Source organism: Azospirillum mesophilum, from assembly GCF_053470405.2.
Genome location: NZ_JBPXMQ020000002.1, coordinates 88,947 through 112,444, shown reverse-complemented (window position 1 = coordinate 112,444; position 23,498 = coordinate 88,947). Strand labels below are relative to the sequence as shown.

Here is a 23,498-nt window from a genome sequence, read left to right as displayed (position 1 = left end):
TGCCAGACGTCCTTGTCCCCCGTGATCCCCCTCACCCCGACCCTCTCCCCAGAGGGGAGAGGGAGAAATGGGCGTTTATGACCGCCGGACGACGCATTTTCCTGAACATCCGCGCGCTGGGGCTGGCGCGCGTGGCGACGCTGTTCAGCGGGCTCGTCACCACCGCCTGGACCGCGCGCGCGCTGGGGCCGGATTCCTTCGGCGTGCTGGGATTCGGCACCTCGATGCTGGCCTACGCCGCGCTGTTCGTGAATCTCGGCCTGTCCACCTACGCGGTGCGGGAGATCGCGCGCGACCGCGACCGGGTGGCGGAGCTGACCGACCATGTGCTGACGCTGCGCACGCTGCTGGCGCTGCTGGTCGGCGGGATCTACGCGGCCTTCGTGCTGACGCTCGACAAGCCGGCGCTGGTCAAGACCGTGCTGCTGGTGCAGGCGGTCCAGCTGCTCGGCAACGCGCTGCTGCTCGACTTCGTCTATCAGGCGACGGAGCGGATGGCGGTGATCGCGACGCGGGAAATCGGCACGTCGCTGGGCATCATGGCCCTGATGCTGGCGCTGGTGCGCGGGCCGGAGGACGTGGCCATCGCCGCCGCCATCACCGGCGGGTCCTTCCTGGTCAACGCCGCGCTGATGCTGGTCCGCTTCAGCCGCGACTTCCGCCCGCCGCGCCCGCGCGTGAACCTCGCCGTGTGGCGGGCGATCCTGAAGACCTCCGCCCCCATGGCGGTCAGCGTCTTTGCCTGGGCGCTGTTCTCGCACCTCGACCTCGTCATGCTGGGCTTCATGGCGCCGCAGACGGAGGTCGGCTGGTACACGGCGGTGACCAAGCTGCTGGTCCTCTCCCTGACCGCCGCGAACATCGTGATGAGCGCCTTCCTGCCGCAGCTCGCCGCCGCGTACGGCGACACGGAACGGCTGCGGGAACGCATGCGCGACTACGCCACGACCATGCTGTCGCTGGGCGCGCTGGTCTCCGCCGGGGGGATCACGCTGGCGCCGGCCATCCTCGGCCTGATCTACGGCCCGGCCTACGCGCCGGCCGCCGACGCGCTGCGCCTGCTGATGGTCTCGGTGGCGGTGGTTCACGTCAACCTGACGCTGGGCAACCCGCTTCTGGTCTGGAACCGGCAGACGGCCTACATGGGCGCCATCCTGGTCGGCGGGGTGACCAACGCGGCGCTGAACCTCGTCCTGATCCCGCGCTTCGGGATGGAGGGCTGCGCCGCTGCCACGATCCTGGCCGAGCTGACGGCCATGACCGGGCTGGCTTGGCAGCACCGGCGCGCGGTGGGGCAGCTCTACCTGGGCATCGTCGCGCGGGCGGCGCTGTGCGGGGTGCTGGCGATCGCGGCCACGCTGGCGCTGGACCACGCCCTGCCCGACCTGCTGAGCCCGCAGCGACCGCTGCCGTCGCTGCTGACCGGCGGGGCGGTGCTGGTGGCCGCCTACGGGCTGGCCGCGCTGGCGACCGGGCTGGTGCGCCCGTCGCGCCTGCGCCGCCTGATCGCGGCCGCAGCCTGAGCGCAACCACTCTTTCGAAGCGCTCTTCCGAAGTGATCTTTTGAAGTGTTGGGCGGGACAAGCGGGCGAAGCGCCTTCGCCGTTCCGGAGTAATCCCAAAAAAAGCCACACGCGATCAATGGCATAGCACCTTCCTGCAACGGATTAGGCCGGAACATTGACACATCGAATGACGTTCGGATTGGCGCAGGCGCGGGCGGCTGAGGGTGACTGCGCCTTTGGATGCATGCGCAAAACACTGGCAGGATCGAACGAATATGCTCCCTAAGTCCTTTCCGGACCGAAATGTCTGCGTCCTGGGCCTGGGCTACGTCGGATTGACGTTGGCCGTCGCCATGGCCGACGCGGGTTTCCAGGTGCATGGCGTCGAGGTGCGCGGCGACGTGCTCGACAAGCTGGCGCGCGGCATCCCGCATTTCCATGAGCCCGGCCTGACCGAGAAGCTGCAGCACGTCGTCTCCCGCGGGCGCTTCACCTTCGGCCGGACGCCGGACGAGTGCGACCATTGCAGCGTCTTCATCATCACGGTCGGCACGCCGCTGAAGGCCGACGGCCGGGTGCGCACCGACATGATCGAGGCGGCGACCCGCCAGGTGGCCGAGCGCCTGCACGACGGCGACCTCGTGATCCTGCGCTCCACCGTCAAGCTGGGGACGACCCGCAACGTGGTGGCGCCGATCCTGCGCGCGACCGGCAAGCGCTTCGACATCGCCTTCTGCCCGGAACGGACGCTGGAAGGGCAGGCGCTGATCGAGCTGAACCAGCTTCCCCAGATCATCGGGGCGGAGCGGATCGAGGTGGCGACGCGCGCCGCGCAGATCTTCGGCTTCCTGACGCCGACCACCGTGAAGGTGTCCACGCTGGAAACGGCGGAGCTGATCAAGCTGGTGGACAACACCTACCGCGACGTGACCTTCGCCTTCGCCAACGAGATCGCCCGGCTGTGCAACGCCATGGAGGTCTCCGCGCTGGAGGTCGCGCGGGCGGGCAAGCTGGGCTACCCGCGCACGCACCTGCCGCTGCCGGGCCCCGTCGGCGGCCCCTGCCTGGAGAAGGACCCGCACATCCTGATCGAATCCGCGCGGGAGGTCGGGGTGGACATGGACATCACCGCCGCCGGCCGCCGCGTCAACGAAAGCCAGCCGCAGGAGGTGTCGCGCTTCCTCCAGCAGCTCACCCACTCCATGCAGGGCTTCCCGCAGGCGCCGACGATCAGCCTGATGGGCTTAGCCTTCAAAGGCCGTCCGGCCACCGACGACCTGCGCGGCACCATGGCGAAGCCGGTGTTCGAGGAACTGCGGACCCGCTTCCCGCAGGCCCGCTGGAAGGGCTTCGACGCCGTGGTGGCGCCGGACGACATCCGCAGCTTCGGCCTGGAGCCGGCCCGCAACATGGCCGAGGCGGTGGAGGGCGCCAACCTCGCCGTCATCCTGAACAACCACCCGGTCTTCACCTCGATGCCGCTGCCGGACTTGGCGAACCGCATGGACCGGCCGGGGGTCATCTACGATTTCTGGAACAACTTCAACAGCCGCGAGGTGGACCTGCCCGAAGGCACGGCCTACGTGGCGCTGGGCAGCCACGGCGCCGCCCGCTTCGCGCACGTCGCCTGAAAATAAGTTTCGACCGTCGCTGTGCGCCGATCCGCAGCGAAAGATTTTGTCGGCCCCTCTCCCTTGAGGGGAGAGGGGTTGGGGTGAGGGTGGCGCCGGCGCAGCCGGCCGGTTTCTTCCCGCTCTTCGAGCGGTAACGACCCCTCATCCCAACCCTTCTCCCCGCTCTCGGCGGCCACAGGCCGCCTGTCGCCGACAGCGCAAACTTCGTTTGCGCGAAAGGCCAAGGGGAGAAGGGCTTTGAGAGGCGCCGCAGTCCTTTTTTTGGCCAAGGGGAGGCTCATGCCGAAACATTACCTCGTGACCGGTGGCAGCGGATTCATCGGCGCGGCGCTCGTCCGCCGGCTGGTGCGCGACGGGCACCGCGTCCGCGTTCTGGACGACAACTCCCGCGGCAACCCGCGCCGGCTGGGCGACGTGCTGGACGCGGTGGAGTTCGTCAACGGAGACATCCGCGACCCGGCGGCGGTGACCAAGGCCGTGCGGGGCGTGGACGGCGTGCTGCATCTGGCCGCCGTCAACGGCACCAAGCACTTCTACGAGAAGCCGGAGGTGGTGCTGGACGTGGGCGTGCGCGGCATGCTGAACGTGCTGGACGCCTGCCGGTCGGAAGGGGTCGGCGACCTCGTGCTCGCCTCCTCGTCGGAAGCCTACCAGACCCCGCCGCTGGTGCCGACGCCGGAGGACATTCCGCTGGTCGTGCCGGACGTGCTGAACCCGCGCTACAGCTACGGCGGCTCCAAGCTGATTTCGGAGCTGCTGGCCGTCAACTGGGGCCGCACCGGCTTCGACCGGGTGGCGATCTTCCGTCCGCACAACGTCTACGGCCCCGACATGGGGTGGGAGCATGTGGTGCCGGAGTTCGTGCGCCGCGCCGTGGCTGCCATCCAGCTGGCGCCGCGCGGCCCCGTGCCCTTCCTGATCCAGGGCGACGGCACGCAGACCCGCGCCTTCGTCCACATCGACGACGCGGTGGACGGCATCGTCGCGGTGATCGAGCGTGGGGCGCATCTCGGCATCTATCACGTCGGCAACCCGGAGGAGGTCGCCATCGCCGACCTCGCCCGGCAGGTCGTCGCGGTGCTCGGCCGCGAGGCGGAGATCCAGGCCGGCCCGCCGGCGCCGGGCGGCACGCAGCGCCGCAGCCCGGACATCGCGCGGCTGTCGGCGCTCGGCTTCGCACCGCGCATTCCGCTGGCCGAGGGCCTGCCGGGGGTCGTGGACTGGTACGCCGCCCGCAGCCGCGAGCAAGCCATCCCCAGCGCCGCCGAATAGCCGCCGAAGAAGGGAGCAAGCACCATGGAACGCAGCAGCCGCATCTTCGTGGCGGGTCATCGCGGGCTCGTCGGCTCGGCCGTCCTGCGCCGGCTGGCGGAGGAAGGATACAACGATCTGGTCCTGCGCGGCCGGGACGAGCTGGACCTGACCGATCAGGCCGCCGTGCGCGCCTTCTTCGACCGGGAGAAGATCGACCACGTCTTCCTCGCCGCCGCGAAGGTCGGGGGCATCCTCGCCAACGACCGCTTCGGCGGGGACTTCATCCGCGACAACCTGCTGATCCAGACCAACGTCATCGACGCGGCCTGGCGGGCGGGGGTGAAGAAGCTGCTGTTCCTGGGCTCCTCCTGCCTCTACCCGAAGTTCGCGGAGCAGCCGCTTCGGGAGGAGGCGCTGCTGACCGGCCCGCTGGAGCCGACCAACAAGCCCTACGCCGTCGCCAAGATCGCCGGCATCACCATGTGTCAGGCCTACCGGCGCCAGTACGGCTTCAACGCCATCTGCGCCATGCCGTCGAACCTCTACGGCCCCGGCGACCATTTCGACCCGGAAGGCTCACACGCCATTCCAGGCCTGATCCGCCGCCTGCACGACGCCAAGGTCGAGGGCGCGCCCACCGTCACCCTGTGGGGCACCGGCACGCCGCGGCGCGAGTTCCTCTATGTGGACGACATGGCCGACGCCTGCCTGCACCTGATGCGGCATTACGACGGCGAGGAGATCGTCAACGTCGGCCCCGGCGAGGACATCGCCATCGCCGATCTGGCCGCGCTGATCCGCGACGTGGTCGGCTACACCGGGACGCTGACGCAAGACTTGAGCAAGCCCGACGGGCATCCGCGCAAGCTGATGGACGTGTCCCGCCTGTCCGCCACCGGCTGGCGGCCCAAGGTCGGGCTGGAGGAAGGCCTGCGCCGCACCTACGCGTGGTTCCTGGAGCACGCGGCCCCGGCCGCGGCAGCCGCCCCGGCCCGTGCGGCGGAGTAGCCCGATGCCCGACGACGCCGCCCTTCGCCCCAACGCCTTACCCGGTGCTTCCCTCGCCATGCCGCCGCGCGCGCTGATGGTGGCGATGAGCTACTGGCCCGAACCCGCCGGCAGCGCGCCGATGATGACCGACCTCGCCACCGCCTTCGCGGCGGCGGGGACGGACATGACGGTGCTGACCGCGCGGCCCAACTACCCCGGCCAGCGCGTCTACGACGGCTACGCCGACGGCAGCCGCGACCGCCTGACCGTGGAGGGCGTCCGGGTGGAGCGGATGTTCACCATCCCGCCGAAGGGCGGCGGCATGAAGGCCCGCCTGATCCACGAGGGCGTGCTGCACGGCGGCTTCCTGGCCGCGCGGGCGCGGGGACGGGTGGCCCGGCACGCGGCCGTGCTGTCGCTCTGCCCCTCCATCTTCAGCGTCGCGGTCGCCGACCGCTTCCGCGCGCCGGGCGGGCGGCACGTCGCCATCGTCCACGACATCCAGTCGGGGCTGGCGGGGGCGCTGGGCATGGGCGGCGGGGCGGCCCTGAAGGCGATCCGGACGCTGGAGCGCACCGCGCTGAACCGCGCCGACACCATCGTCGTGCTGTCGGAGCCGATGCGCGACGTGCTGCGCGACCTCGGCGTCCGCCGGCCCGTCGCGGTGATCCCGCCGCATGTGGACGCCGACGCCGTGCGCCCCCTGCCCCGCCTCGCCGGCCAGCCGCCGACCGTGCTCTACAGCGGCGCCTTCGCCCGCAAGCAGGGCTTGGAACAGGTGCTGGAGATGGCCGGCCACCTGAAGGGGCTGTGTCCCGACGCCCGCGTCCTGCTGCGCGGCCAGGGCGGGCTGGAGGAGGAGCTGAAGGCCCAGGCCACGGCGATGGGCCTGACCAACGTGGAATTCGCCCCGCTGATGCCCAAGGAGCAACTGGCCGAGGGGCTGGCCGAGGGCGACGTGCATCTCGTCCCGCAGCGGCCGGAAGGGGCGGCCTTCGCCATGCCCGGCAAGGCCGTGACCATCCTGGCTGCCGGGCGCCCCTTCGTCTGCACCTGCCTTCCCGGCTCCGCGCTCGCCCGGCTGGAGGCGGAGATCGGCGCCTTCCTCAGCACCCCGCCCGACGCGCCCGACGCCATGGCGCGGGCTGTGGCCGACCTGCTGAACGCTCCCGACCGCCGCGCCGCCATGGGCCGCCGCGGCCGCGCCTGGGTGGAGGCCAACGCCAGCCGCAGCGCCGTGCTGGCGCGCTACGCCGGGCTGCTTCTGAACGGTGAGTCCGCATGAGCAAACCCGCCTTGATCTTCTCGTGGGAGATGTTCGGCCCCTACCACATGGACCGGCTGGAGGCGGTGGGGCGCAGGCTCGGCCATCTCTACGACGTGGTCGGGCTGGAGGTCGGCTCCAAGTCGCACACCTACGCCTGGGATTCGACAGGCAACGGCCAGAACTTCCGCAAGATCACACTGTTCCCCGGCCGGTCGAAGGCGGACATCCCGGCCTTCCAGGTCTACCGCGCGCTGCTGCGCGAATGCCGCAAGGCCAGGGCCAGCCACGTCTTCCTATGCCATTACGAGGACCCGGACGTCTTCGCGCTGGCGGTGACGATGCGGCTGCTCGGCCGGCGCGTCGTCAACATGAACGCCTCCAAGTTCGACGACAAGCCGCGCGTGCTGTGGCGGGAGGCGCTGAAGGCCCTGCTCTACAAGCCGTATCAGGCGGCCATCGGCGGCAGCCACCGCACGGTCGACTACTACCGCTTCCTGGGGCTGCCCAAGGACCGGCTGTTCATCGGCTACGACACGCTGTCGCTGGACCGCATCCGGCGGCTGTCGGGCATGGTTCCGGCGCCGGACGGCGTGCCCTTCGCGCAGCGGCACTTCACGATCATCGCCCGCTTCGTGCCGAAGAAGAACCTGTTCCGCGCGGTGGAGGCCTACGACCTCTACAAGCGTCTGGCCGGCCCGGCGGCTCGGCCCCTGCACCTCTGCGGCTCCGGCCCGCTGGAGGCCGAATTGCGGGCGGAGGTGGCGAAGCGCGGACTGGAGGACGACATCGTCTTCCGCGGCTTCCTTCAGGAGAAGGGCATCGCGGAGACGCTGGGCTCCACCCTCTGCCTGCTGCTGCCCTCGCTGGAGGAGCAGTTCGGGCTGGTGGTGAACGAGGCGCTGGCGATGGGCGTGCCGACCATCCTGTCCGAGCAGTGCGGCGCCCGCGACGTGCTGATCCGCAGCGGCCTGAACGGCCACATCGTCGAACCCGACAACCCGGAGGGGCTGGCCCGCCACATGCTCTCCGTCGCGTCCGACGAGGCGGAGTGGCGGCGCCTCAGCCTCAACGGCCGGCCCTTCCAGGCGCTGGCCGACGCCGGCTTCTTCGCGGAGGCCGTGGAGAAGACCCTGCGGAGCCTGGGCGCCCGGCCGGTGCAGGATGCCCCCATTGCCCAGGACGCCGTGCCGACCGCCTTGCCGTCCGCTCGTGAAAGCGAGGGTTGATGACCGACCGCAGCACGCCCCCCCACATCGTCGTCTCGGGCCGCCTGCCGCCGCCTATCGACGGGATGAGCCGGGTCACCGCCCTGGTGCTCGACCGGCTGCGCGCGCGCGGCAGCGTGGAGGTCGCGGACCTCTCACCGGGCTGGAACGGCGGGGGATTGCGCTATCACGCCACCAAGGCGGCGCGCGTGCTGCTGGCAGGGCTGCGGCTGGCGGCGGGCGTGACGCACGACGACCGCCGTTTCTACATGCCCGTCGATTCGGGGCTCGGCATCTTCTACACGGCGGCGCTGGCGGGCATGGCGCGGCTGTTCGGGTACGAGCGCACGCTGCACCACCATTCCTTCGCCACCATCACGAAGCCGACCTGGCGCATGGGCCTGCTGACGCGCGTGGCCGGTCCCGACTGCATGCATGTGCTGCTGTGCCCGGCGATGCAGGTGCGCTTCCAATCGCTCTACCCGGCCGCGCGGACGGCGATGAGCATGTCCAACGCCATCTTCACCCCGCCAGTGCCCCGCCCCCGCGCGCGCCGGCCCGGCCCCTTGCGCATCGGCCACCTGTCGAACCTGTGCGCCGACAAGGGGTTGGACACGCTGTTCACGCTGCTGCGCGCGCTGCGGGCGGAGGATGTGGACGTCAAGCTGGTGCTGGCCGGGCCGGGGCTGGGGCGGATGGACAACGCGCTGGTGGCGGCGGGGCTGATCGCCTTCGACGGCGAGGTGGAGTATCGCGGCCCGGTAGACGGCGAGGCCAAGGCCGACTTCTACCGCGACATCGACGTGTTCGTCTTCCCCACCCGCTACCGCAACGAAGCCCAGCCGCTGGTCCTGTTCGAGGCGATGGCCGCCGGGGTGCCCGTGCTGGCCTATGAGCGCGGCTGCATCGGCAGCGACATTCCCCGCCCCGGGCTCGTCCCGCAGGACAAGGACTTCGTCCGGGCGGTGCTGCCCACGCTGCGCCGCTGGGCGGAGGACCGCGACGCATTGGCGCTGGCCTCCGAACAGGCCCACGCGCGGGCACGCGCGGCGTTCGAGGCCAGCCACGCGGGCTTCGACGCCGTGCTGGAGCGCATCGCCGGCCCCCTGCCCGAACCCGCGACGGCGGGCGTCCGCCCGAAGCGCGCGGTGGGGTGAGGGACTCCGAAAGGGTGAAAAACATCATGGCCTGATCGCGCATCGCGATGCACGCCCTGGACGCGCCTCAGCGTTTGGGCCATGATGCGCGCATACACTCGCGTTCCTTGCCGCTTTCCTTGCCGCGTTCCCCGCCCGACCGCTCCATGAAGACCACCCACGCCACGAACCGCAACCCGCCACGTCCGGCTGTTGCGGCTATTCATGAAGAGTTGATCGACGCGAACGGGAATCGGGTGCATCCTGGCGAGGTGGGCGCGGCGCCCGATCCCGTTCCAGCCCAGCAGCGGACCGTTCGCATGGCATACGTGACCCAGGACAAGTTCAACGAGGCCATCGACCACCTCGGCCGTCACATCGACCGCCGCCTCACCTCGCTTGAGACCGAGGTCAAAGGGCTGCGCACCGACATGGTGCAGGGCTTTGAGAAGGTGGATCAACGGTTCGAAGCTATTGATCGGCGGTTCGAGAAAATCGACGAGCGGTTCGAACGCATGGATCAGCGGTTCGAAAGCATGGATCAGCGATTCGAAGGCATGGATCAGCGGTTCGAACGCATGGAAAAGGCCCAAGCGGCTTCGGACAAGCTGCACACCGACCACTATCTCGAACTGAAGGCGGAGCTTGCTGCGTCCAACAAGCTCCACAACGACAATCACCTGGAGCTGAAGCAGATGCTCGGCGTTCTGCTCCAGGAAATCCGGAACAAGTAGCCAGGGCGGCTCAGGCGCCAGCCTTGATGGCCTCGATCATCGCGGTGAAGACGGCTTTCGCCTCCTCGCCGCTGCGCGAGGGAAGCTCGCCGCGGCCGGCCTCGACGATCAGCGAATCGACCGGGGCGGACAGCATCACGTCCAGCAGGGCGTCGAGCACCTCCTCGGGGGCGGCGGACCCGGCGGCGACGGACGATGACGCCGTCTTGATCCAACACGCCAGTCGCCCGCGCATCGACGGTTCAGCCAGACCGCTCATCCCGATTCTCCCGCTTTGACGACAGGCCCCGTCACGATTTGCGTCGGGTCACGATTTGCGTCGGTAGAAGAACACGAAGCTGCCGTTGGCGCCACACCAGTTCATCCCGGCCGCTTGGTTGGGTTCGTTGTCCGGGATGTCGATACCGGACTTACCCTTGGCTTCCAGAATGAGCCCGTCGCCGTTGGCGTTGGGCGTGCCGACGACCAGCCGGCCGGCATCGTCCAGCCGGCCGAGGCCGGAGAAGTCGCACACCCACCGCCCGGCTGTCGGCTCCGCGCCGCTGACGCTGACGGCGACCTGCCCGTTGCGCAGGGCCATGGCCGTGATGCCCATGAAGCCCCCGTGATCGAACACGCCGACATAGCGGTCGGCCGGCGAAGCGGCGCCGGGGTCGGGGTTGAAGGTCAGCACCTTCAGCCGCCGCTCGTAAGCGGTCCGCAGGCAGGCGGGGTCGGCGCCGCAGGCGTTGCGCTCGGCCAGCCACGCCTTCTGGTCGGCCTTGACGGCAGACTGGGCCTTACCCTCTTCCGGGCCAGAGCCCGACAGCTGCTTGAGGGCGTCGCGGTAGGCGGCGGACAGCCGCTCGTCGAGCGTGGACAGGCCCGCGTTGGCGCAGACCGCCGTCTCGGTCGGGGTGGAGGCCTTGGCGCAGGGAAAGCTCGCCGCCTGGGCACTGGCCGGCGAAAGGGACGGGAAAACCGCCAGGGAGAGCACCAGGATCACACCGCCGCGCATGCGCACACCCAACCTGTTTGTCGAAAAGGGGCAAACCGTGCCTTGGCAATTGGCGGTGTTCAACGAAATTTCTCACACCCAGCGCGCGATCGTCACCCCAACCCGCGACAGGCCCACCGCCAGCCGGGCGAGCGCGCGCGCCGTCCAGGGCGGGGCCGGGTCCAGGCGGGCGGCGTCGCGGCTGTGCATCACCTCGTCCAGGCGGCAGGCGTCGAGCATCCGCAACAGCTCCGGATCGGGGGCAAGGCGGCGGGCCACGGCGATCTGCCGGGCGTAATGCCCGTCCACCCAGCCCTCCACCCCCGCCACGACCGCGTAGACGTAGGCCGGGCCGAGCCGGGCCGGCACCCCGCCCAGCAGCCGGCCCGACAGGCGCCAGAATCCCATCAGCCGGCTTCGGCGTCCGGGCGGAAGGATCGCTTCGAAGAGCCGCAGGTGCCGCCCCTCGACGCTGCGGTGGGAGGCGGCGAAGCGCCGCAGCGCGCGGTCGCCGCCCGCCCCGGCCACGCCGTTGTAGAGGTGGACCGCCACCGTCTCGCCCACATGGCTGGCGCGCAGTTCGCGCAGCATCCGGGGCGGCAGGGCGGCGAGGTCGAGGCCGGGCGGCGACAGACCGGCGGTGGCCGACGGCGGAGCGTCGAGCGGGGCGATTGGGGATAAGGCGTCCACGGGGTCTAGCTCGCCCCTTCCGGTCCGATGCGCGACCAGGGCAGATCCTCGAAACCGATTTTGCGGGCCGGCGAGTTGGGGCGCAGGCGGAAATCGTCCTTGTTGGGGTCGACGAAATAGGGGTCCGGCAGGCCGCTTCCCTGGTAGGAGCGGGGCGCACCCTTCTCCGAAGGCGCCGCCTGGAGCCGGCCGTTGCGTCCCGGCCGGTCGAGGATGTTGTTCTCCAGCCGGAAATCCCCGCCGGTCAGGCTGGCGATGATCTGCTCCACCGGCGCACGGGCGTGGACTATGTTGCGCAGCGCGGCGTTGTTGTGCAGGAAGCCCGCCGTCCCGGCGTTCGGCACCCATTCGAAGCGCACGAACTTGTCGCGGCTGTCGGTCAGCACGGCGATGTTGTTCTCCACCCGGTTGTTGTCGCCGCCGTGGATGAAGACCGCCGCCCAGCCCGTGTCCTCCAGGAAATTGCCCTGGACGGTCACCCCGTTGGTCAGGTCGTCCAGATAGATGCCGAATCCCTTGTAGCGCACCAGCCAGTTACCGGCCGGGTCGGTGGCGATGCCGCCGGTGCCCCGAATGTCGTTGAAGCGGATCACCGTGCGCGTGTCGATGTCGCTGCGCCCCAGCATCTCGATGGCGCCGCCGTCGGCGGTGTCCCGGCCGACGTCGTAGATGCGGTTGTACTCCACGACGTTGTCGCTGTTCTTTGTCTCGGCGTTCCAGTTCTTCAGCGAGATGCCGTAGCGCGCCGCGTGCGCCACCTCGTTGTGGGCGATGGTCGTGTGCGTCACCCCCGCCGCGAAGACCCCGGCGCTGTAGAAATTCACCTCGCCGACATGGCGGATCCGGTTGGCGATGATGCGGTTGCCGCTGCTGCCGGGGCTTATGTCCACGCCGCTGCGGCCCAGATGCTCCATGCGGTTGCCGCGCACCTCGCTGTCCGTCACGCCGGCCAGGACCACCGCCGTGCCGACGGCGGAAAAGCGGTTGCCGGCCACGCGGTGCCCCGACCCGCCCGACAGGCGGACCGCAGCGCCGTCGTACGGCACGTCGGCGAAGCCCAGCCCTTCGAGGATGATGCCGTCGGCCTTCTCCGCCTGGATCAGCGGCGACAGGCGGGCCACCGCCGCCTCGCCGTTGCGGGCGAAGCTCTCCGGGTCGTGGGGGCGGATCAGCAGGCGTTTGTCCTTGGCGCGCCAAGCGAACTGGCCGGGAAACTTCAGGAAGTCGGGATGGCCGAGCAGGCGGAAGGTCGTCCCGTCGCGGAACGGGTACCAGCCGTCCCGGTCCATCACCAGCGTGCCGTTCCGGTCGATCCGCTCGATCCCCCGGATGTCGTCGGCCATCCGCTCGCGGTCGAGCGCCTGGACGCGCACGCCGGGCATCGCCCAGGCCGGCTGCACCGTGCCGGGGGGAAAGCGGAACTGGCGCTTGTCGCCGCCGCCCTTGGTCTGTTGCGCGACGAACCAGCCGGAGCGGATTGGGTCGTCCGGGTCGAAGGCGCCGCTCTGCGCCGCGCGCAGCCGCACGCCGCCGGCGGTCACGTCCAGCCCCGGCTCCCGCGCCAGGGGGGCGGAGACGATGCCGTTCGCCTCCACCGTGAAGCCGGTGACGCGCTCCCCGCCCGACAAAACGGGCGTCTCGCCGGGGAAGGCGGCGATGCGCAGGCGGGAGTCCTCCGGCCCCAGCGTGACGGTTTCGGTCAGCGGGTAGGTGCCGCCGCGCAGCAGGATCAGGTGCGTCTTCGCCTGCCGCGCCAGCGCCACGGCGTGGGCCAGCGTGGCGACGGGACCGTCCTTCCCGTCCGGGGCGGGATCGGCGGGACGGCCCGACCAGTGGTCGTTGCCCTGGGGGGAGACATGGATCGCGGGCTCCGCCGCCCATGTCCCGCCGGTCACACCCAGAATGAGGAGCAGCGCGAGAAGCCCACCGAACAGGCGCGTCATATCACCTCCGTTTCGCACAGGAGCGAAACTGGCCGCCGCAGCCGTCCGAGGCAAAAGCGCGGAGGAGGTGCCACCTTTTCGCGGTGCTCCCCTGTCCCTTTCCCGCCACCCCCATCCCCCGGTCTAGCGACAAGTGAGCGCTTGACGGCGCGGTGGTGATAGTCCGGTTTCGGGATGCGCTCGCCGTCTGCGCCCATCGGGGAATCGGACCCCGACCTGTGTGCGCCGCGTTGCTTCGACCGGACCACCCCGTCCCGCCGTCCGGCGGGAGGGGTGTGCTGTCACGAGCGAGGCGGAGCCCGGCATGATCGAAACGGCGTTGATCGCACAGGTGCTGGTGTTGGCCCTGGTTGCCGTGGTTTTCCTGATCAGCGGCACCGCGTCGATGTTCCACCCGCTGACCTACTACCTGATCTTCCACACGCTGGTCTTCGTCATCCGCCCGCTGCTGGTGCATGGCTTCGGCATCGACAACGCCTGGCTGTTCATGGGCTACTGGCCGAGCGCGCAGGAGTTCGTGAAGGCGCTGACCGTCAGTTCGGTGGCGCTGATCGCCTTCGCCATCGCCTGCGGATACGCCGGCCGGGCGAAGCCGGACCTGACGAACCGGCCGGACTTCACCTTCGACCGGCTGGACATCGTCGCCTTCGCGCTGAGCTTCATCGCGCTGGCGCCGCTGGCGGTCTATTCGGCCATCCTGCGGCAGGAGGGCGCGGACTTCGGCGGCGTCGGCGATGTGCAGATGGAGCGCGACCCCCTGACCGGCCAGCCGGTCTACGTCAACACCACGGGCTACATCGCCGAGGCCCACTCCATGGGCCTGCCGCTGACGCTGGGCATCATCTGGGTCAGCCGCTTCCACCCGCTGTCCTTCATTCCCTTCATCGCCTTCGTCAGCTACCGCGCCTATCTCGGCTGGGGGCGCTGGGCGATCATCATGGGCGTGCTGGGCATGGTGCTGCTGGTGCTCTACCACACGCGGGCCAAGTGGTTCCGCTGGTGGCAGGTCGCCGCCGGTCTGCCGGTGCTGCTGCTGTTCCACACGCTGGGCAACAACCGCGACTTCCTGCGCGCGGTGCTGTCCGGCGACGAGAGCTCCTTCCACATCTTCCGCATGTTCCAGGGCGGCAACAACAGCTTCGTCGACAGCGTGTCGAACCAGGACATCGCGAACTTCGACTTTCTGGCCTTCATCCTGTGGGCGGTGCCGGGGCAGTCGGGGACCTACACCTGGTTCACCCAGTACCTGCAGCTCTTCACCGAGCCGATCCCGCGCGTGCTGTGGCCGGACAAGCCCATCGGCGCGCCGGTCAAGTGGGTGTCGCTGCACGACTTCGGCAATTTCTCGAACCTGACCACCTCGCTGGCCGGCGACGGCTGGATGAGCGGCGGGTGGATCGCGATGATCGTCACGATGGTGGTCGTCGGGCTGATCCTGGGCCGGCTGCACCGCTGGTTTTGGGAGAAGGGCTGCCTGAACCGCTACGCCGTCCTGTTCTACTGCGCCTTCGTCCCGCTGTCGCTGCAGTGGTTCCGCGACGGGAACATCACGATCGTCAAGTTCGGCTTCTTCTCCTTGCTGCCGATCCTGCTGTGGATCGCGCTGACCAAGGCCCTGCGCGTCTGGATCCGCATCGGCGAGGACGCCGAGCGGTCGATTTTCCGCCTGCCGGCCGGGCGCCCGTGAGTGAGGCGGAGATCTGGTGAGGCTGGGATGAGGACAGGGTTCCGGAGGCTCGACGGCCTCGTCCTGCGGGCCTGCGCGCTCGTCGCGGCGGTGGTGCTGCCGCTCGCCCTGGCGCTGGATCCGCCCGACGGGGACCTGACCCGCCTGGGCGGCTATCCGGAGAACCGGTTCGGCCCGTCGGCGCCGCAGGCGATCTTCGTCCCGGCGCTGGCCGAGGCGGCAAAGCCGGGCACGGCCTACGACGTGGTGGTGATCGGCGACGGCTTCTCCCGCCCCGACCCGGGGGACCACCGCACGCCCTACGGCCATTACTGGACCGACCACCTGCGCAACATGACCGGCCTGACGGTCGGCGTGCTGCACCTCGACGAGACGCCGGTGGCCCGCTACCTGACCTCCGCCGACTTCCGGGAACGGCCGCCGCGCGTGCTGATCTTCGAGACGGCGGAGCGCGACCTGCCGGCCCGCACCACCGACCGGCCGCTGGTGGAAAGCCTGCTGCGGCCGGCCGTCGCCACCCCGGCGGCCGCTCCGCTGGCGGTGCGACCGCTGGGCGTCCGGCCACAGCCCTGGACGCGCACCCGCGCGCGGGCCTGGACCGCGCCCCCGGTCGGCCACGCCCTGGAGCTTCTGGTGAAGGCGGTGCCGCGCACGCTGCTGAACCTGCGCGACACGCCGGTCCAGGAACGGACGCTGGTCTATGCGGGCCTGTTCAGCTCCGCCGCCGCCACGACCTCGCTGTTCCGGGCCGACGACTTCCTGCCCTGGCGCGCCGACCGCAAGCTGCTGGAGGACCGGCTCCGGACCCTGCGCAAGCTCCAGGCGACGGTGGAGGCCAACGGGACGACGCGTTTCCTGCTGATGGTGGCGCCCGACAAGGGCACGGTCTACGCCGACTTCCTGCTGAACGCGCCGACCGTGCGTTCCGCGGTGGAGGAGGTGCTGGCCGGCGACCCGGCGCTGCACGTCGCCCCCCTCGCCTCCGGGCTGAAGGCGCTGGCGGCGGGCGGCGTGGCCGACCTCTACAAGCCGAACGACAGCCGCTGGGGGGCGGAGGGGCACCTCTACGCCGCGCGCGCCGTCACCGCCACGCTGGCGCGGATGGGCGTCCTGTCCCCCTCCACCGAGTCGCCGAGCGTCGCCACACTTCCGTGCAAGGGGGCCTACCACGACTGCGTCCCTTTTCAAGTCCAGACGGACTGACCACCCACTGACTCACCCCCTCAGGCTCACCCCATTTGAGGGCAGCATTGAAAGCGAGGACCGCTCGGCCATGGCTCAAAACACCCCCACGGCGGGTCCGGCGGCGAAGGTCGCATCCGACGTCGCGGCGATCGTCGTCACCCACAACCGGCTGCCGCTGCTGCCCACCTGCCTGGCGGCCATCCGCGCGCAGGAGCCGCGGCCGGACCGGATCGTGGTGGTGGACAGCGGCTCCAGCGACGGCACGCCGGAGTGGCTGGCCGCGCAGAAGGAGGAGCTGGGCGACCTGCTGGTCGTGGTGCGGCAGGTCAACTGCGGTTCGGCCGGCGCCTATCACACGGCCTTCGAAACGGCGCTGGCGCTCGGCCACCGCTGGATCTGGAGCACCGACGACGACGGCATCCCGCAGCCGGGCGCGCTGGCCGAGCTGCTGGCCCAGGCGGAGCGGCACCGGCTGGACATGGTCGGACCCATGGTGCTGGCGGCGGAGGACCGCTCCACCCTGGCCTTTCCCATGGGCGGCGTGCGCAGCCCCGACGCCCTGATCGCCAAGGCGAGGGCCGGAAATGGGGACGGCGTGGTACCGGACTACATCGCCCTGTTCAACGGCACGCTGATCGGCCGCACCGTGTTCGAGCGGATCGGCAACGTGAAGCGCGAGATGTTCATCTGGGGCGACGAGTACGAGTTCATGCTGCGCGCCCGCCGCGCCGGGCTGACCTGCGGCACCGCCGTGCGCGCCCTGCACGTCCATCCGGCCATGACGCGGACGCAGCACACGCTGCTGGGCGGGCGACTCGGCACCGTTGAGACGATGCGCGCCGACCGGGCGCCGCATTTCTTCCGCAACATGGGCTACATCCACGCCAATTACGAGAAGGCGGCGGTGATCCCGCGCATGATCGCCAAATACACCGCCTTCTATCTGCTGAACCGCGACTTCAAGGGGCTGTCCGTCTTCCTGGAAAGCTATCTGGCCGGCCTGCGCGACGAGTACCCGGAGGAACTGAAGCGCCCCCCCACCCCCCTGCCCCTGCCGGAGCGGCCGCGCGCATCCTCCTCCAGCGAGGTCGCGTGATGGCGCCAAGCGAAAAGGCGGCCGTCAGCGCCGTCATCGCCACCTTCAACCGCGCGCCGGAGCTGCGCACCGCGCTGGCCCGGCTGCTGGCGCAGAGCCATGCGGTCGCGGAAATCCTGGTGGTGGACGACGGCTCCACCGATGGGACGGACGCGATGGTCCGGGGGGAGTTCCCGACCGTCCGCTACGTCCGCCTGCCGCACAACGCCGGGCTGATCTACGCCCGCAACTTCGGCTTCGTGAACACGTCCGGCGACTATGTCCTGTCGGTGGACGACGATTCCTGGTTCACCGAGCCGGACGGGCTCGCCCGCGCCGTCGCTTTCCTGGAGGCGCTCCCGGACGTGGCGGCGGTCGCCTGCAACATCGAGACGCGCGACGGGCTGGTCTATTTCCCCCGGAACGCCGCCCCCTTCGACGCGCCCTGGTACGTCGGCTGCGGCCACCTGCTGCGGCGCAGCGCCGTGGCGCAGGTCGGCCTCTACATGCCGGAGCTGTACCGCCAGGGGGAGGAGAAGGACCGCTGCCTGCGGCTGCTCGGCGCCGGCTACCGGGTGGTGGCGCTGCCGGACGTGATGGTTTTCCACGACAAGAGCGAGAAGGGCCGCAAGCCGGGGCTGGAGCGCTTCTACAACCACCGCAACGACCTGATCCGCGAGGTCGCCCGCTGCCCGGCCGGGATGCTGCCCTGGCGTTTCCTGCGGAGCTGGATCGGCAACAGCTGGAAGAACCTGCGCCACGGCCCGCGCCTGACCGACGCGAAGGTGCTGCTGGCCCTGCCGGAGATCCTGCGGATCGGCCTCAAGCACCGCGCCCCGGTGAGCGCCGACGCCTACCGCCGCTGGCAGCGCCTGGCCGAAACGGCCGCGCCTGGGCGGGCGACGGAGGAAACCCCCGTAGGTTGGGTTAAGCGCCAGCGCAACCCAACATCGCTCGCAAGGTGACGGGTGTTGGGTTTCGCGGGCGCTCAACCCAACCTACGCCTCTTGGGTTGCTTGCCCGTCGGGAATAATTGGGCCGGGGGTCAGCGCGTGATTGACTCCGGGGGGCGACCTCTCTATACAGCGGGGCTCATTTTTTGCCCTGAGATCGAGGAGTAAGGTGCCGTGAAACGCACGTACCAGCCCAGCAAGATCGTGCGCAAGCGCCGGCATGGCTTCCGCGCCCGTATGGCGACTGTCGGTGGCCGCAAGGTGATTGCCCGCCGCCGTTCCAAGGGCCGCAAGGTCCTGAGCGCCTAAGACACGATGGCGGCGCCGGACCGCGGGGTCGGGCGCCTGAAGCGGCGGCCGGAGTTCCTGGCCGTGGCCGGTACACGGCGAAAGCACGTTGCTCCCGGCCTGATCCTGCAGGTGCGCCGACATGACGAACGGCAGCGGCCCGCCCCTGGCGAGCCGCCGATTCGTCTTGGCCTGACGGCGAGCCGCAAGGTGGGCAATGCGGTGGTGCGCAATCGCGCCCGCCGCCGCCTGCGCGAGGCGGCCCGCCAGATCCTTCCCGCCCACGCGGCCCCCGGTCACGATTTCGTGCTGGTGGCGCGCGCCGACACGGCCGAGAGGCCGTGGACGGAGTTGTTGGGCGATCTGGCCGCGGCGCTGAAACGCCTCGGCCTTTGGCGCGACGCGCCTTCAGGCGGGCCAGACGGCGGAACCACCGAGAGGGGGGCCGGCGCATGAGCCCGCTTGCTCTTTTTCTGCGTGCGCTCGTCGTCGGCTACCAATGGACTCTGTCGCCCTTCGTCGGGTGGCACTGCCGATTTCAACCGACCTGTTCCAACTACGCCCTAGAGGCGCTATCTAAGCACGGGGCGATCCGGGGCAGCTGGCTGACCATCCGGAGGCTCCTGCGTTGCCATCCCTGGGGCGGGTGGGGGTACGACCCCGTCCCCGAACCGGGAAAGGCTGACCGCTGCTGTTCGCACGGGCCGGCCGAAGCGGCGCATCGACACACGTTTTCAAGCCGGCCCTGAGGCCGGCGTTCGGCCGCCCTTATGAAAGCAAGGCCAACGGCAACCGGGATGCCATGACCGACCAACGCAACCTCATCCTCGCGATCGCCTTGTCGATCGCCATCCTCCTGGGCTTCCAGTATTTTTACGAGGGGCCACGGGTGCAGCAGCAGAAGCAGGCTGCGCAGCAGGCCGCCCAGACGGAACAGCCGGTCGTGCCCTCGGCGCCCGGAACCGCGCCGGCGACGGCTCCCGGCGCCGCACCGGCCGAGACGGTCAAGGACCGCGCCGCCGTGCTGGCCGAACAGCTGGCCGCCGGGACCCGCGTCAAGATCGACACGCCGGCCCTGCACGGCTCGGTCAACCTGATCGGCGCGCGGATCGACGACCTGACGCTGGCCGACTACCACGAGACCACCGACCCGAAGAGCCCGGAGATCGTGCTGCTGGCCCCGGCCGGCACGCACGACGCCTACTATGCGGAGTTCGGCTGGGTGCCGGAGGACAAGTCCCAGCCGGTGCCGGGCGCCGACACCAAGTGGACCGCCGCCGGCCAGACCCTGTCGCCGGACAAGCCGCTGACCCTGACCTGGGACAACGGCAAGGGCCTGGTGTTCGAACGCACCATCGCCGTGGACAAGAACTTCATGTTCACGGTCACGCAGAAGGTGCGCAACACCGGTTCCGCCCCGGTCCGCCTGCTGCCCTACAGCCTCGTCAGCCGCGCCGGCACGCCGCACACGTCGGGCTACTACATCCTGCATGAAGGCCCGCTCGGCGTCTTCAACGGCAAGCTGAACGAGCACAAGTACGACGAGCTGAAGAAGGCGAGCGCCCCCATTTCCGCCCCGACCACGGGCGGCTGGATCGGCATCACCGACAAGTACTGGCTGGTCTCGCTGGTTCCGGACCAGAAGGAGGAGCTGACCGCCCGCTTCCTCTACACCGCGGCCGGCGCCACCGACCGCTATCAGGTCGACACGCTGGGCCAGGCCGTCGAGGTCGCCCCCGGCGCCACCGTCGAGCAGACCAACCGCCTGTTCGCCGGCGCCAAGCAGGTCCGCCTGCTGGACGAGTATTCCGACAAGCTGGGCATCACCAACTTCGACCTCGCGATCGACTTCGGCTGGTTCTACTTCCTGACCAAGCCGTTCTTCTACGCGCTGGACCTGCTGGGCCGCCTGTTCGGCAACTTCGGCATCGCCATCCTGGTCTTCACGGTGATCGTGAAGGCGGCCTTCTTCCCGCTGGCCAACAAGTCGTATCACGCGATGGCCAAGATGAAGAAGCTGCAGCCCAAGATGCAGGAGATGCGGGAGCGCTTCGGCGACGACAAGGTCCGCCTGAACCAGGAGATGATGGCGCTGTACAAGCGCGAGAAAGTCTCCCCCGTGTCGGGCTGCCTGCCGATCCTGATCCAGATCCCGGTGTTCTTCTCGCTCTACAAGGTGCTGTTCGTGACCATCGAGATGCGGCACGCGCCCTTCTTCGGCTGGATCCACGACCTGTCCGCGCCCGACCCGACCACCATCTTCAACCTGTTCGGTCTGATCCCCTGGAACCCGCCGCAGATGCTGATGCTGGGCCTGTGGCCGATCATCATGGGCATCACCATGTACTTCCAGCAGAAGCTGAACCCGGCACCGCCGGACCCGGTCCAGCAGAAGGTGTTCCAGTTCCTGCCCATCGTCTTCACCTTCATGCTCGCCAGCTTCCCGGCCGGCTTGGTGATCTACTGGGCCTGGAACAACACGCTGTCGATCATCCAGCAGACGATCATCATGCGGCAGGACGGGGTCAAGGCGACCTGACCCTTAAATCCGTGAGTTGAGTGGCATCGACCGCCGGCCAGAGCCTCCCTTGACGGGCGCTGGCCGGCGGTTATGTTTTGGGCCGGTCGAATCGTCCGCGTTCCACATGAAATGCAAATGCGAACCGGCGACCACTTTTCTGCGTCATCCCCGCGAAGGCGGGGATCCAGGCCGTACGAGCACCTTTGTGCACCGTTTTCTGGATCCCCGCCTTCGCGGGGATGACGGAAACAAAATGCAGCGCCAGTGAAAGCTCCCCCATGACCTCTTCCAACACCCCCAGCGTGACGTCCGGCTTCAACGAGGAGGCCCTGGAAGCGGGGCGGCTTCTGTTCGCCAAGGAATGCGACTTCGTCTGGGGCGCCCAGGAGCTGAACCAGCTGCCGGAGGCCGACCTGCCGGAGGTCGCTTTTGCCGGGCGCTCCAACGTCGGCAAGTCCAGCCTCGTCAACGCGCTGACCGGGCGCAAGACGCTGGCCCGCACCTCCAACACGCCGGGGCGCACGCAGCAGCTCAACTTCTTCAACCTGGGCAACCGGCTGAAGCTGGTGGACATGCCGGGCTACGGCTACGCCAAGGAATCGAAGGAGAAGGTCGAGGCCTGGAACGACATGGTCCGGCGCTTCCTGAAGGGCCGCGTCACGCTGCGCCGGGCGCTGGTGCTGATCGATTCGCGCCACGGCCTCAAGCCGAACGACGACGAGATCATGACCATGCTCGACAAGGCGGCGGTGCCCTACGTCGTCGTGCTCACCAAGGCCGACAAAATCAAGGCCAAGGAGTTGGACGACGTGCTGAAGCGCACCGCGCTCGGCCTGAAGAAGCACCCCGCCGCCTTCCCGGAGGTGCACGTCACCAGCTCCGAAAAGGGCCTGGGCATCGCGGAGCTGCGCGCCAGCCTCGCCGCGCTCGCCGCCGAGTAGGGCGGTGAGGTGAGCCCGGTCCTTCTTTTCCTGATCCAGGCGATCCTGCTGATCGCCGGGCCGTTCCTGCTGTGGCGGCTGACCGGGCTGAAGCACGTCGCCCCGATGGTGGTCATCCAGATCCTGTTCGGGATCGCGCTCGGCCCCTCGCTGCTGGGGCGCGTGGCGCCGGAGCTGTGGGGGGCGCTGTTCGCCCCGGCCTCGCTGGCGCCCCTGTCGGGGCTGGCGCTGCTGGCGGTGGTGTTCTTCGCTTTCCTGACCGGGCTGCACCTCGACGTGGCGGAGCTGCGCGGGCGCGGGGCGGCCTTCGTCGGCGTCAGCCTGTCGAGCATGATCGTGCCGACCCTGATGGGCGGCGCGCTCGGCCTGTGGATCGTCGGGGCCTTCCCGGCCATGGCCGGACCGAAGGCCGACCCCGCGCTGTTCGCCGCCGGCTTCGGCATCTGCGTCGGCGTGACCGCCCTGCCCGTGCTGGGCGCCATCCTGCGCGAGATGGGCCTGCTGGAGCAGCGGGTGGGCCGACTGGCGCTGGGCTACGCGGCTGTGAACGACGCGCTGCTGTGGGTGCTGATCACCGGCGTGCTGGCCTGGGCGGCGGGGGGCAACGACGGCAGCCTCGACGGCGTGGCGCAGGTCGCCATCCTGGGCTTCGCCTATCTCGGCGCCACGGAGCTGTTCGCCCGCCCCCTGCTGACCCGCCTGCTGGAGCGCATCGCCCCGGATGGCCGCATCGGCGACACCGCCGTGGTGGTCACCTGCGCGGCGCTGCTGGGCTCCGCCGCGGTGACGGAGCTGATCGGGCTGCACTACATCCTGGGCGCCTTCGTCGCCGGCACGGTCATGCCCCGGCGGCTGGCCGCGGCCATCCTGGACCGGCTGGAGCATTTCGCCACGCTGATCCTGCTGCCCTTCTTCTTCACCCTGACCGGGCTGAAGGTGACCCTGGACCTGACGGCCGCCGCGCAATGGTGGGTCTTCGCGCTGGCGACGGCCACGACGCTGGCGGGCAAGATGCTGGGCACCGCCCTGCCCGCCCGGATGTCCGGCGAAAGCTGGGCCGACGCGTGGCGGCTCGGCACGCTGATGCCCTGCAAGGGGCTGATGGAGGTCATCGTGCTGACCATCCTGCTGGAAGCCGGCGTGCTGTCGGGCGCCTGCTTCTCCGCGATGGTGCTGATGGCGGTGACCGCCACGGCGCTGACCCAGCCGATGACGCTGCTGGTTGGGCGGGTCGCGCAGCTGCGGGTTGCCTGAGGGAGTAGCCTGAGGGAGCGGCCCTTTACTTCGTCCCGCCTCCCTCCTCCGCCTCATCCCCGCCCTTGTCCCGGCGCGGATTGACCGTTCCCTTCCCTTCCTCGATCTTCCGCGCATTCTCTTCCAGCTCGGCCTTGTGGGCCTCGGTGAAGGGGCTGCGCGGCGTCGGCATGATGCGATCGTTCATGGCTTTGTCCTGTTCCCGCAAAATCTTCCTGCAAAATCCTGGGAACCGAGCGGCGCACGGAGGGTTCCCGGCC

At 69.7% G+C, this 23,498-nt stretch carries 23 protein-coding genes; 18 read left to right on the top strand and 5 right to left on the bottom strand.

Going from position 1 to position 23,498, the window contains the following annotated elements; genetic code table 11:
• Window positions 1-77: 77 nt before the first annotated feature.
• From ACSVC7_RS02660 to ACSVC7_RS02625, 8 genes are all read left to right on the top strand, one after another.
• The gene (locus ACSVC7_RS02660) at window positions 78-1,523 is read left to right on the top strand and encodes a flippase (protein ID WP_448202719.1); all 1,446 of its coding nucleotides are present in this window, start codon (window positions 78-80) and stop codon (window positions 1,521-1,523) included.
• Window positions 1,524-1,780: 257 nt separating this feature from the next.
• Window positions 1,781-3,136 carry a nucleotide sugar dehydrogenase gene (locus tag ACSVC7_RS02655; RefSeq protein ID WP_448202720.1) on the top strand — a complete coding sequence of 452 codons (1,356 nt, stop codon included), beginning with the start codon at window positions 1,781-1,783 and terminating at the stop codon, window positions 3,134-3,136.
• Window positions 3,137-3,418: 282 nt separating this feature from the next.
• Window positions 3,419-4,411 (top strand): NAD-dependent epimerase/dehydratase family protein, encoded by a 993-nt coding sequence (locus ACSVC7_RS02650; RefSeq protein WP_448202721.1) that lies wholly within the window; start codon window positions 3,419-3,421, stop codon window positions 4,409-4,411.
• A gap of 24 nt (window positions 4,412-4,435) precedes the next feature.
• The gene (locus ACSVC7_RS02645; RefSeq protein WP_448202722.1) at window positions 4,436-5,401 is read left to right on the top strand and encodes a GDP-L-fucose synthase family protein; all 966 of its coding nucleotides are present in this window, start codon (window positions 4,436-4,438) and stop codon (window positions 5,399-5,401) included.
• A 4-nt stretch (window positions 5,402-5,405) separates the two neighbouring features.
• The gene (locus tag ACSVC7_RS02640) at window positions 5,406-6,668 is read left to right on the top strand and encodes a glycosyltransferase family 4 protein (RefSeq protein WP_448202723.1); all 1,263 of its coding nucleotides are present in this window, start codon (window positions 5,406-5,408) and stop codon (window positions 6,666-6,668) included.
• Entirely contained in the window at window positions 6,665-7,876 is a 1,212-nt protein-coding gene (locus ACSVC7_RS02635; RefSeq protein WP_448202724.1) for a glycosyltransferase family 4 protein, read from the top strand. Before ACSVC7_RS02640 ends, ACSVC7_RS02635 begins: the two co-directional genes overlap by 4 nt.
• A complete protein-coding gene (locus tag ACSVC7_RS02630) occupies window positions 7,876-9,012 on the top strand; it encodes a glycosyltransferase family 4 protein (RefSeq protein ID WP_448202725.1) in 1,137 nt (378 codons plus the stop codon). The genes ACSVC7_RS02635 and ACSVC7_RS02630 overlap by 1 nt, the downstream gene beginning before the upstream one ends.
• 146 nt (window positions 9,013-9,158) lie before the next feature.
• Complete coding sequence (locus tag ACSVC7_RS02625; RefSeq protein WP_448202726.1) at window positions 9,159-9,725, top strand: hypothetical protein; 567 nt, start codon at window positions 9,159-9,161, stop codon at window positions 9,723-9,725.
• Window positions 9,726-9,735: 10 nt separating this feature from the next.
• Here ACSVC7_RS02625 and ACSVC7_RS02620 read toward each other — a convergent pair whose 3' ends face one another.
• From ACSVC7_RS02620 to ACSVC7_RS02605, 4 genes are all read right to left on the bottom strand, one after another.
• Complete coding sequence (locus ACSVC7_RS02620) at window positions 9,736-9,984, bottom strand: hypothetical protein (protein WP_448202727.1); 249 nt, start codon at window positions 9,982-9,984, stop codon at window positions 9,736-9,738.
• Window positions 9,985-10,032: 48 nt separating this feature from the next.
• A complete protein-coding gene (locus tag ACSVC7_RS02615; protein WP_448202728.1) occupies window positions 10,033-10,722 on the bottom strand; it encodes a lysozyme inhibitor LprI family protein in 690 nt (229 codons plus the stop codon).
• Window positions 10,723-10,794: 72 nt separating this feature from the next.
• Window positions 10,795-11,391 carry a demethoxyubiquinone hydroxylase family protein gene (locus ACSVC7_RS02610; protein ID WP_448202729.1) on the bottom strand — a complete coding sequence of 199 codons (597 nt, stop codon included), beginning with the start codon at window positions 11,389-11,391 and terminating at the stop codon, window positions 10,795-10,797.
• A 5-nt stretch (window positions 11,392-11,396) separates the two neighbouring features.
• Window positions 11,397-13,334, bottom strand: a complete 1,938-nt coding sequence (locus tag ACSVC7_RS02605; RefSeq protein ID WP_448202730.1) for a right-handed parallel beta-helix repeat-containing protein — start codon at window positions 13,332-13,334, stop codon at window positions 11,397-11,399.
• Between the two features lie 304 nt (window positions 13,335-13,638).
• Here ACSVC7_RS02605 and ACSVC7_RS02600 point away from each other — a divergent pair, with 304 nt between their 5' ends.
• From ACSVC7_RS02600 to ACSVC7_RS02555, 10 genes are all read left to right on the top strand, one after another.
• Window positions 13,639-15,021, top strand: a complete 1,383-nt coding sequence (locus tag ACSVC7_RS02600; RefSeq protein ID WP_448202731.1) for a hypothetical protein — start codon at window positions 13,639-13,641, stop codon at window positions 15,019-15,021.
• A gap of 27 nt (window positions 15,022-15,048) precedes the next feature.
• Window positions 15,049-16,224, top strand: coding sequence for an alginate O-acetyltransferase AlgX-related protein (locus tag ACSVC7_RS02595; RefSeq protein WP_448202732.1), 1,176 nt, complete (start codon window positions 15,049-15,051; stop codon window positions 16,222-16,224).
• Window positions 16,225-16,294: 70 nt separating this feature from the next.
• The gene (locus tag ACSVC7_RS02590; protein WP_448202733.1) at window positions 16,295-17,302 is read left to right on the top strand and encodes a glycosyltransferase; all 1,008 of its coding nucleotides are present in this window, start codon (window positions 16,295-16,297) and stop codon (window positions 17,300-17,302) included.
• Window positions 17,302-18,246, top strand: a complete 945-nt coding sequence (locus tag ACSVC7_RS02585) for a glycosyltransferase family 2 protein (protein WP_448202734.1) — start codon at window positions 17,302-17,304, stop codon at window positions 18,244-18,246. Before ACSVC7_RS02590 ends, ACSVC7_RS02585 begins: the two co-directional genes overlap by 1 nt.
• 162 nt (window positions 18,247-18,408) lie before the next feature.
• Entirely contained in the window at window positions 18,409-18,543 is a 135-nt protein-coding gene (gene rpmH / locus ACSVC7_RS02580; protein ID WP_448202735.1) for a 50S ribosomal protein L34, read from the top strand.
• 6 nt (window positions 18,544-18,549) lie between these two features.
• Complete coding sequence (gene rnpA / locus ACSVC7_RS02575) at window positions 18,550-18,978, top strand: ribonuclease P protein component (protein WP_448202736.1); 429 nt, start codon at window positions 18,550-18,552, stop codon at window positions 18,976-18,978.
• The gene (gene yidD / locus ACSVC7_RS02570; protein WP_448202737.1) at window positions 18,975-19,271 is read left to right on the top strand and encodes a membrane protein insertion efficiency factor YidD; all 297 of its coding nucleotides are present in this window, start codon (window positions 18,975-18,977) and stop codon (window positions 19,269-19,271) included. The genes rnpA and yidD overlap by 4 nt, the downstream gene beginning before the upstream one ends.
• Before the next feature lie 53 nt (window positions 19,272-19,324).
• On the top strand, window positions 19,325-21,061 hold the full coding sequence (gene yidC, locus ACSVC7_RS02565; protein ID WP_448202738.1) for a membrane protein insertase YidC: 1,737 nt from the start codon (window positions 19,325-19,327) through the stop codon (window positions 21,059-21,061).
• Between the two features lie 260 nt (window positions 21,062-21,321).
• Window positions 21,322-21,984 (top strand): ribosome biogenesis GTP-binding protein YihA/YsxC, encoded by a 663-nt coding sequence (yihA, locus tag ACSVC7_RS02560; RefSeq protein WP_448202740.1) that lies wholly within the window; start codon window positions 21,322-21,324, stop codon window positions 21,982-21,984.
• 9 nt (window positions 21,985-21,993) lie between these two features.
• Window positions 21,994-23,238: a cation:proton antiporter domain-containing protein gene (locus ACSVC7_RS02555; RefSeq protein WP_448202741.1), complete on the top strand. Its 1,245-nt coding sequence runs from the start codon at window positions 21,994-21,996 to the stop codon at window positions 23,236-23,238.
• Window positions 23,239-23,263: 25 nt separating this feature from the next.
• Here the strand turns inward: ACSVC7_RS02555 and ACSVC7_RS02550 are convergent, their stop codons facing one another.
• Window positions 23,264-23,425, bottom strand: coding sequence for a hypothetical protein (locus ACSVC7_RS02550; protein WP_448202742.1), 162 nt, complete (start codon window positions 23,423-23,425; stop codon window positions 23,264-23,266).
• Window positions 23,426-23,498: the final 73 nt, after the last annotated feature.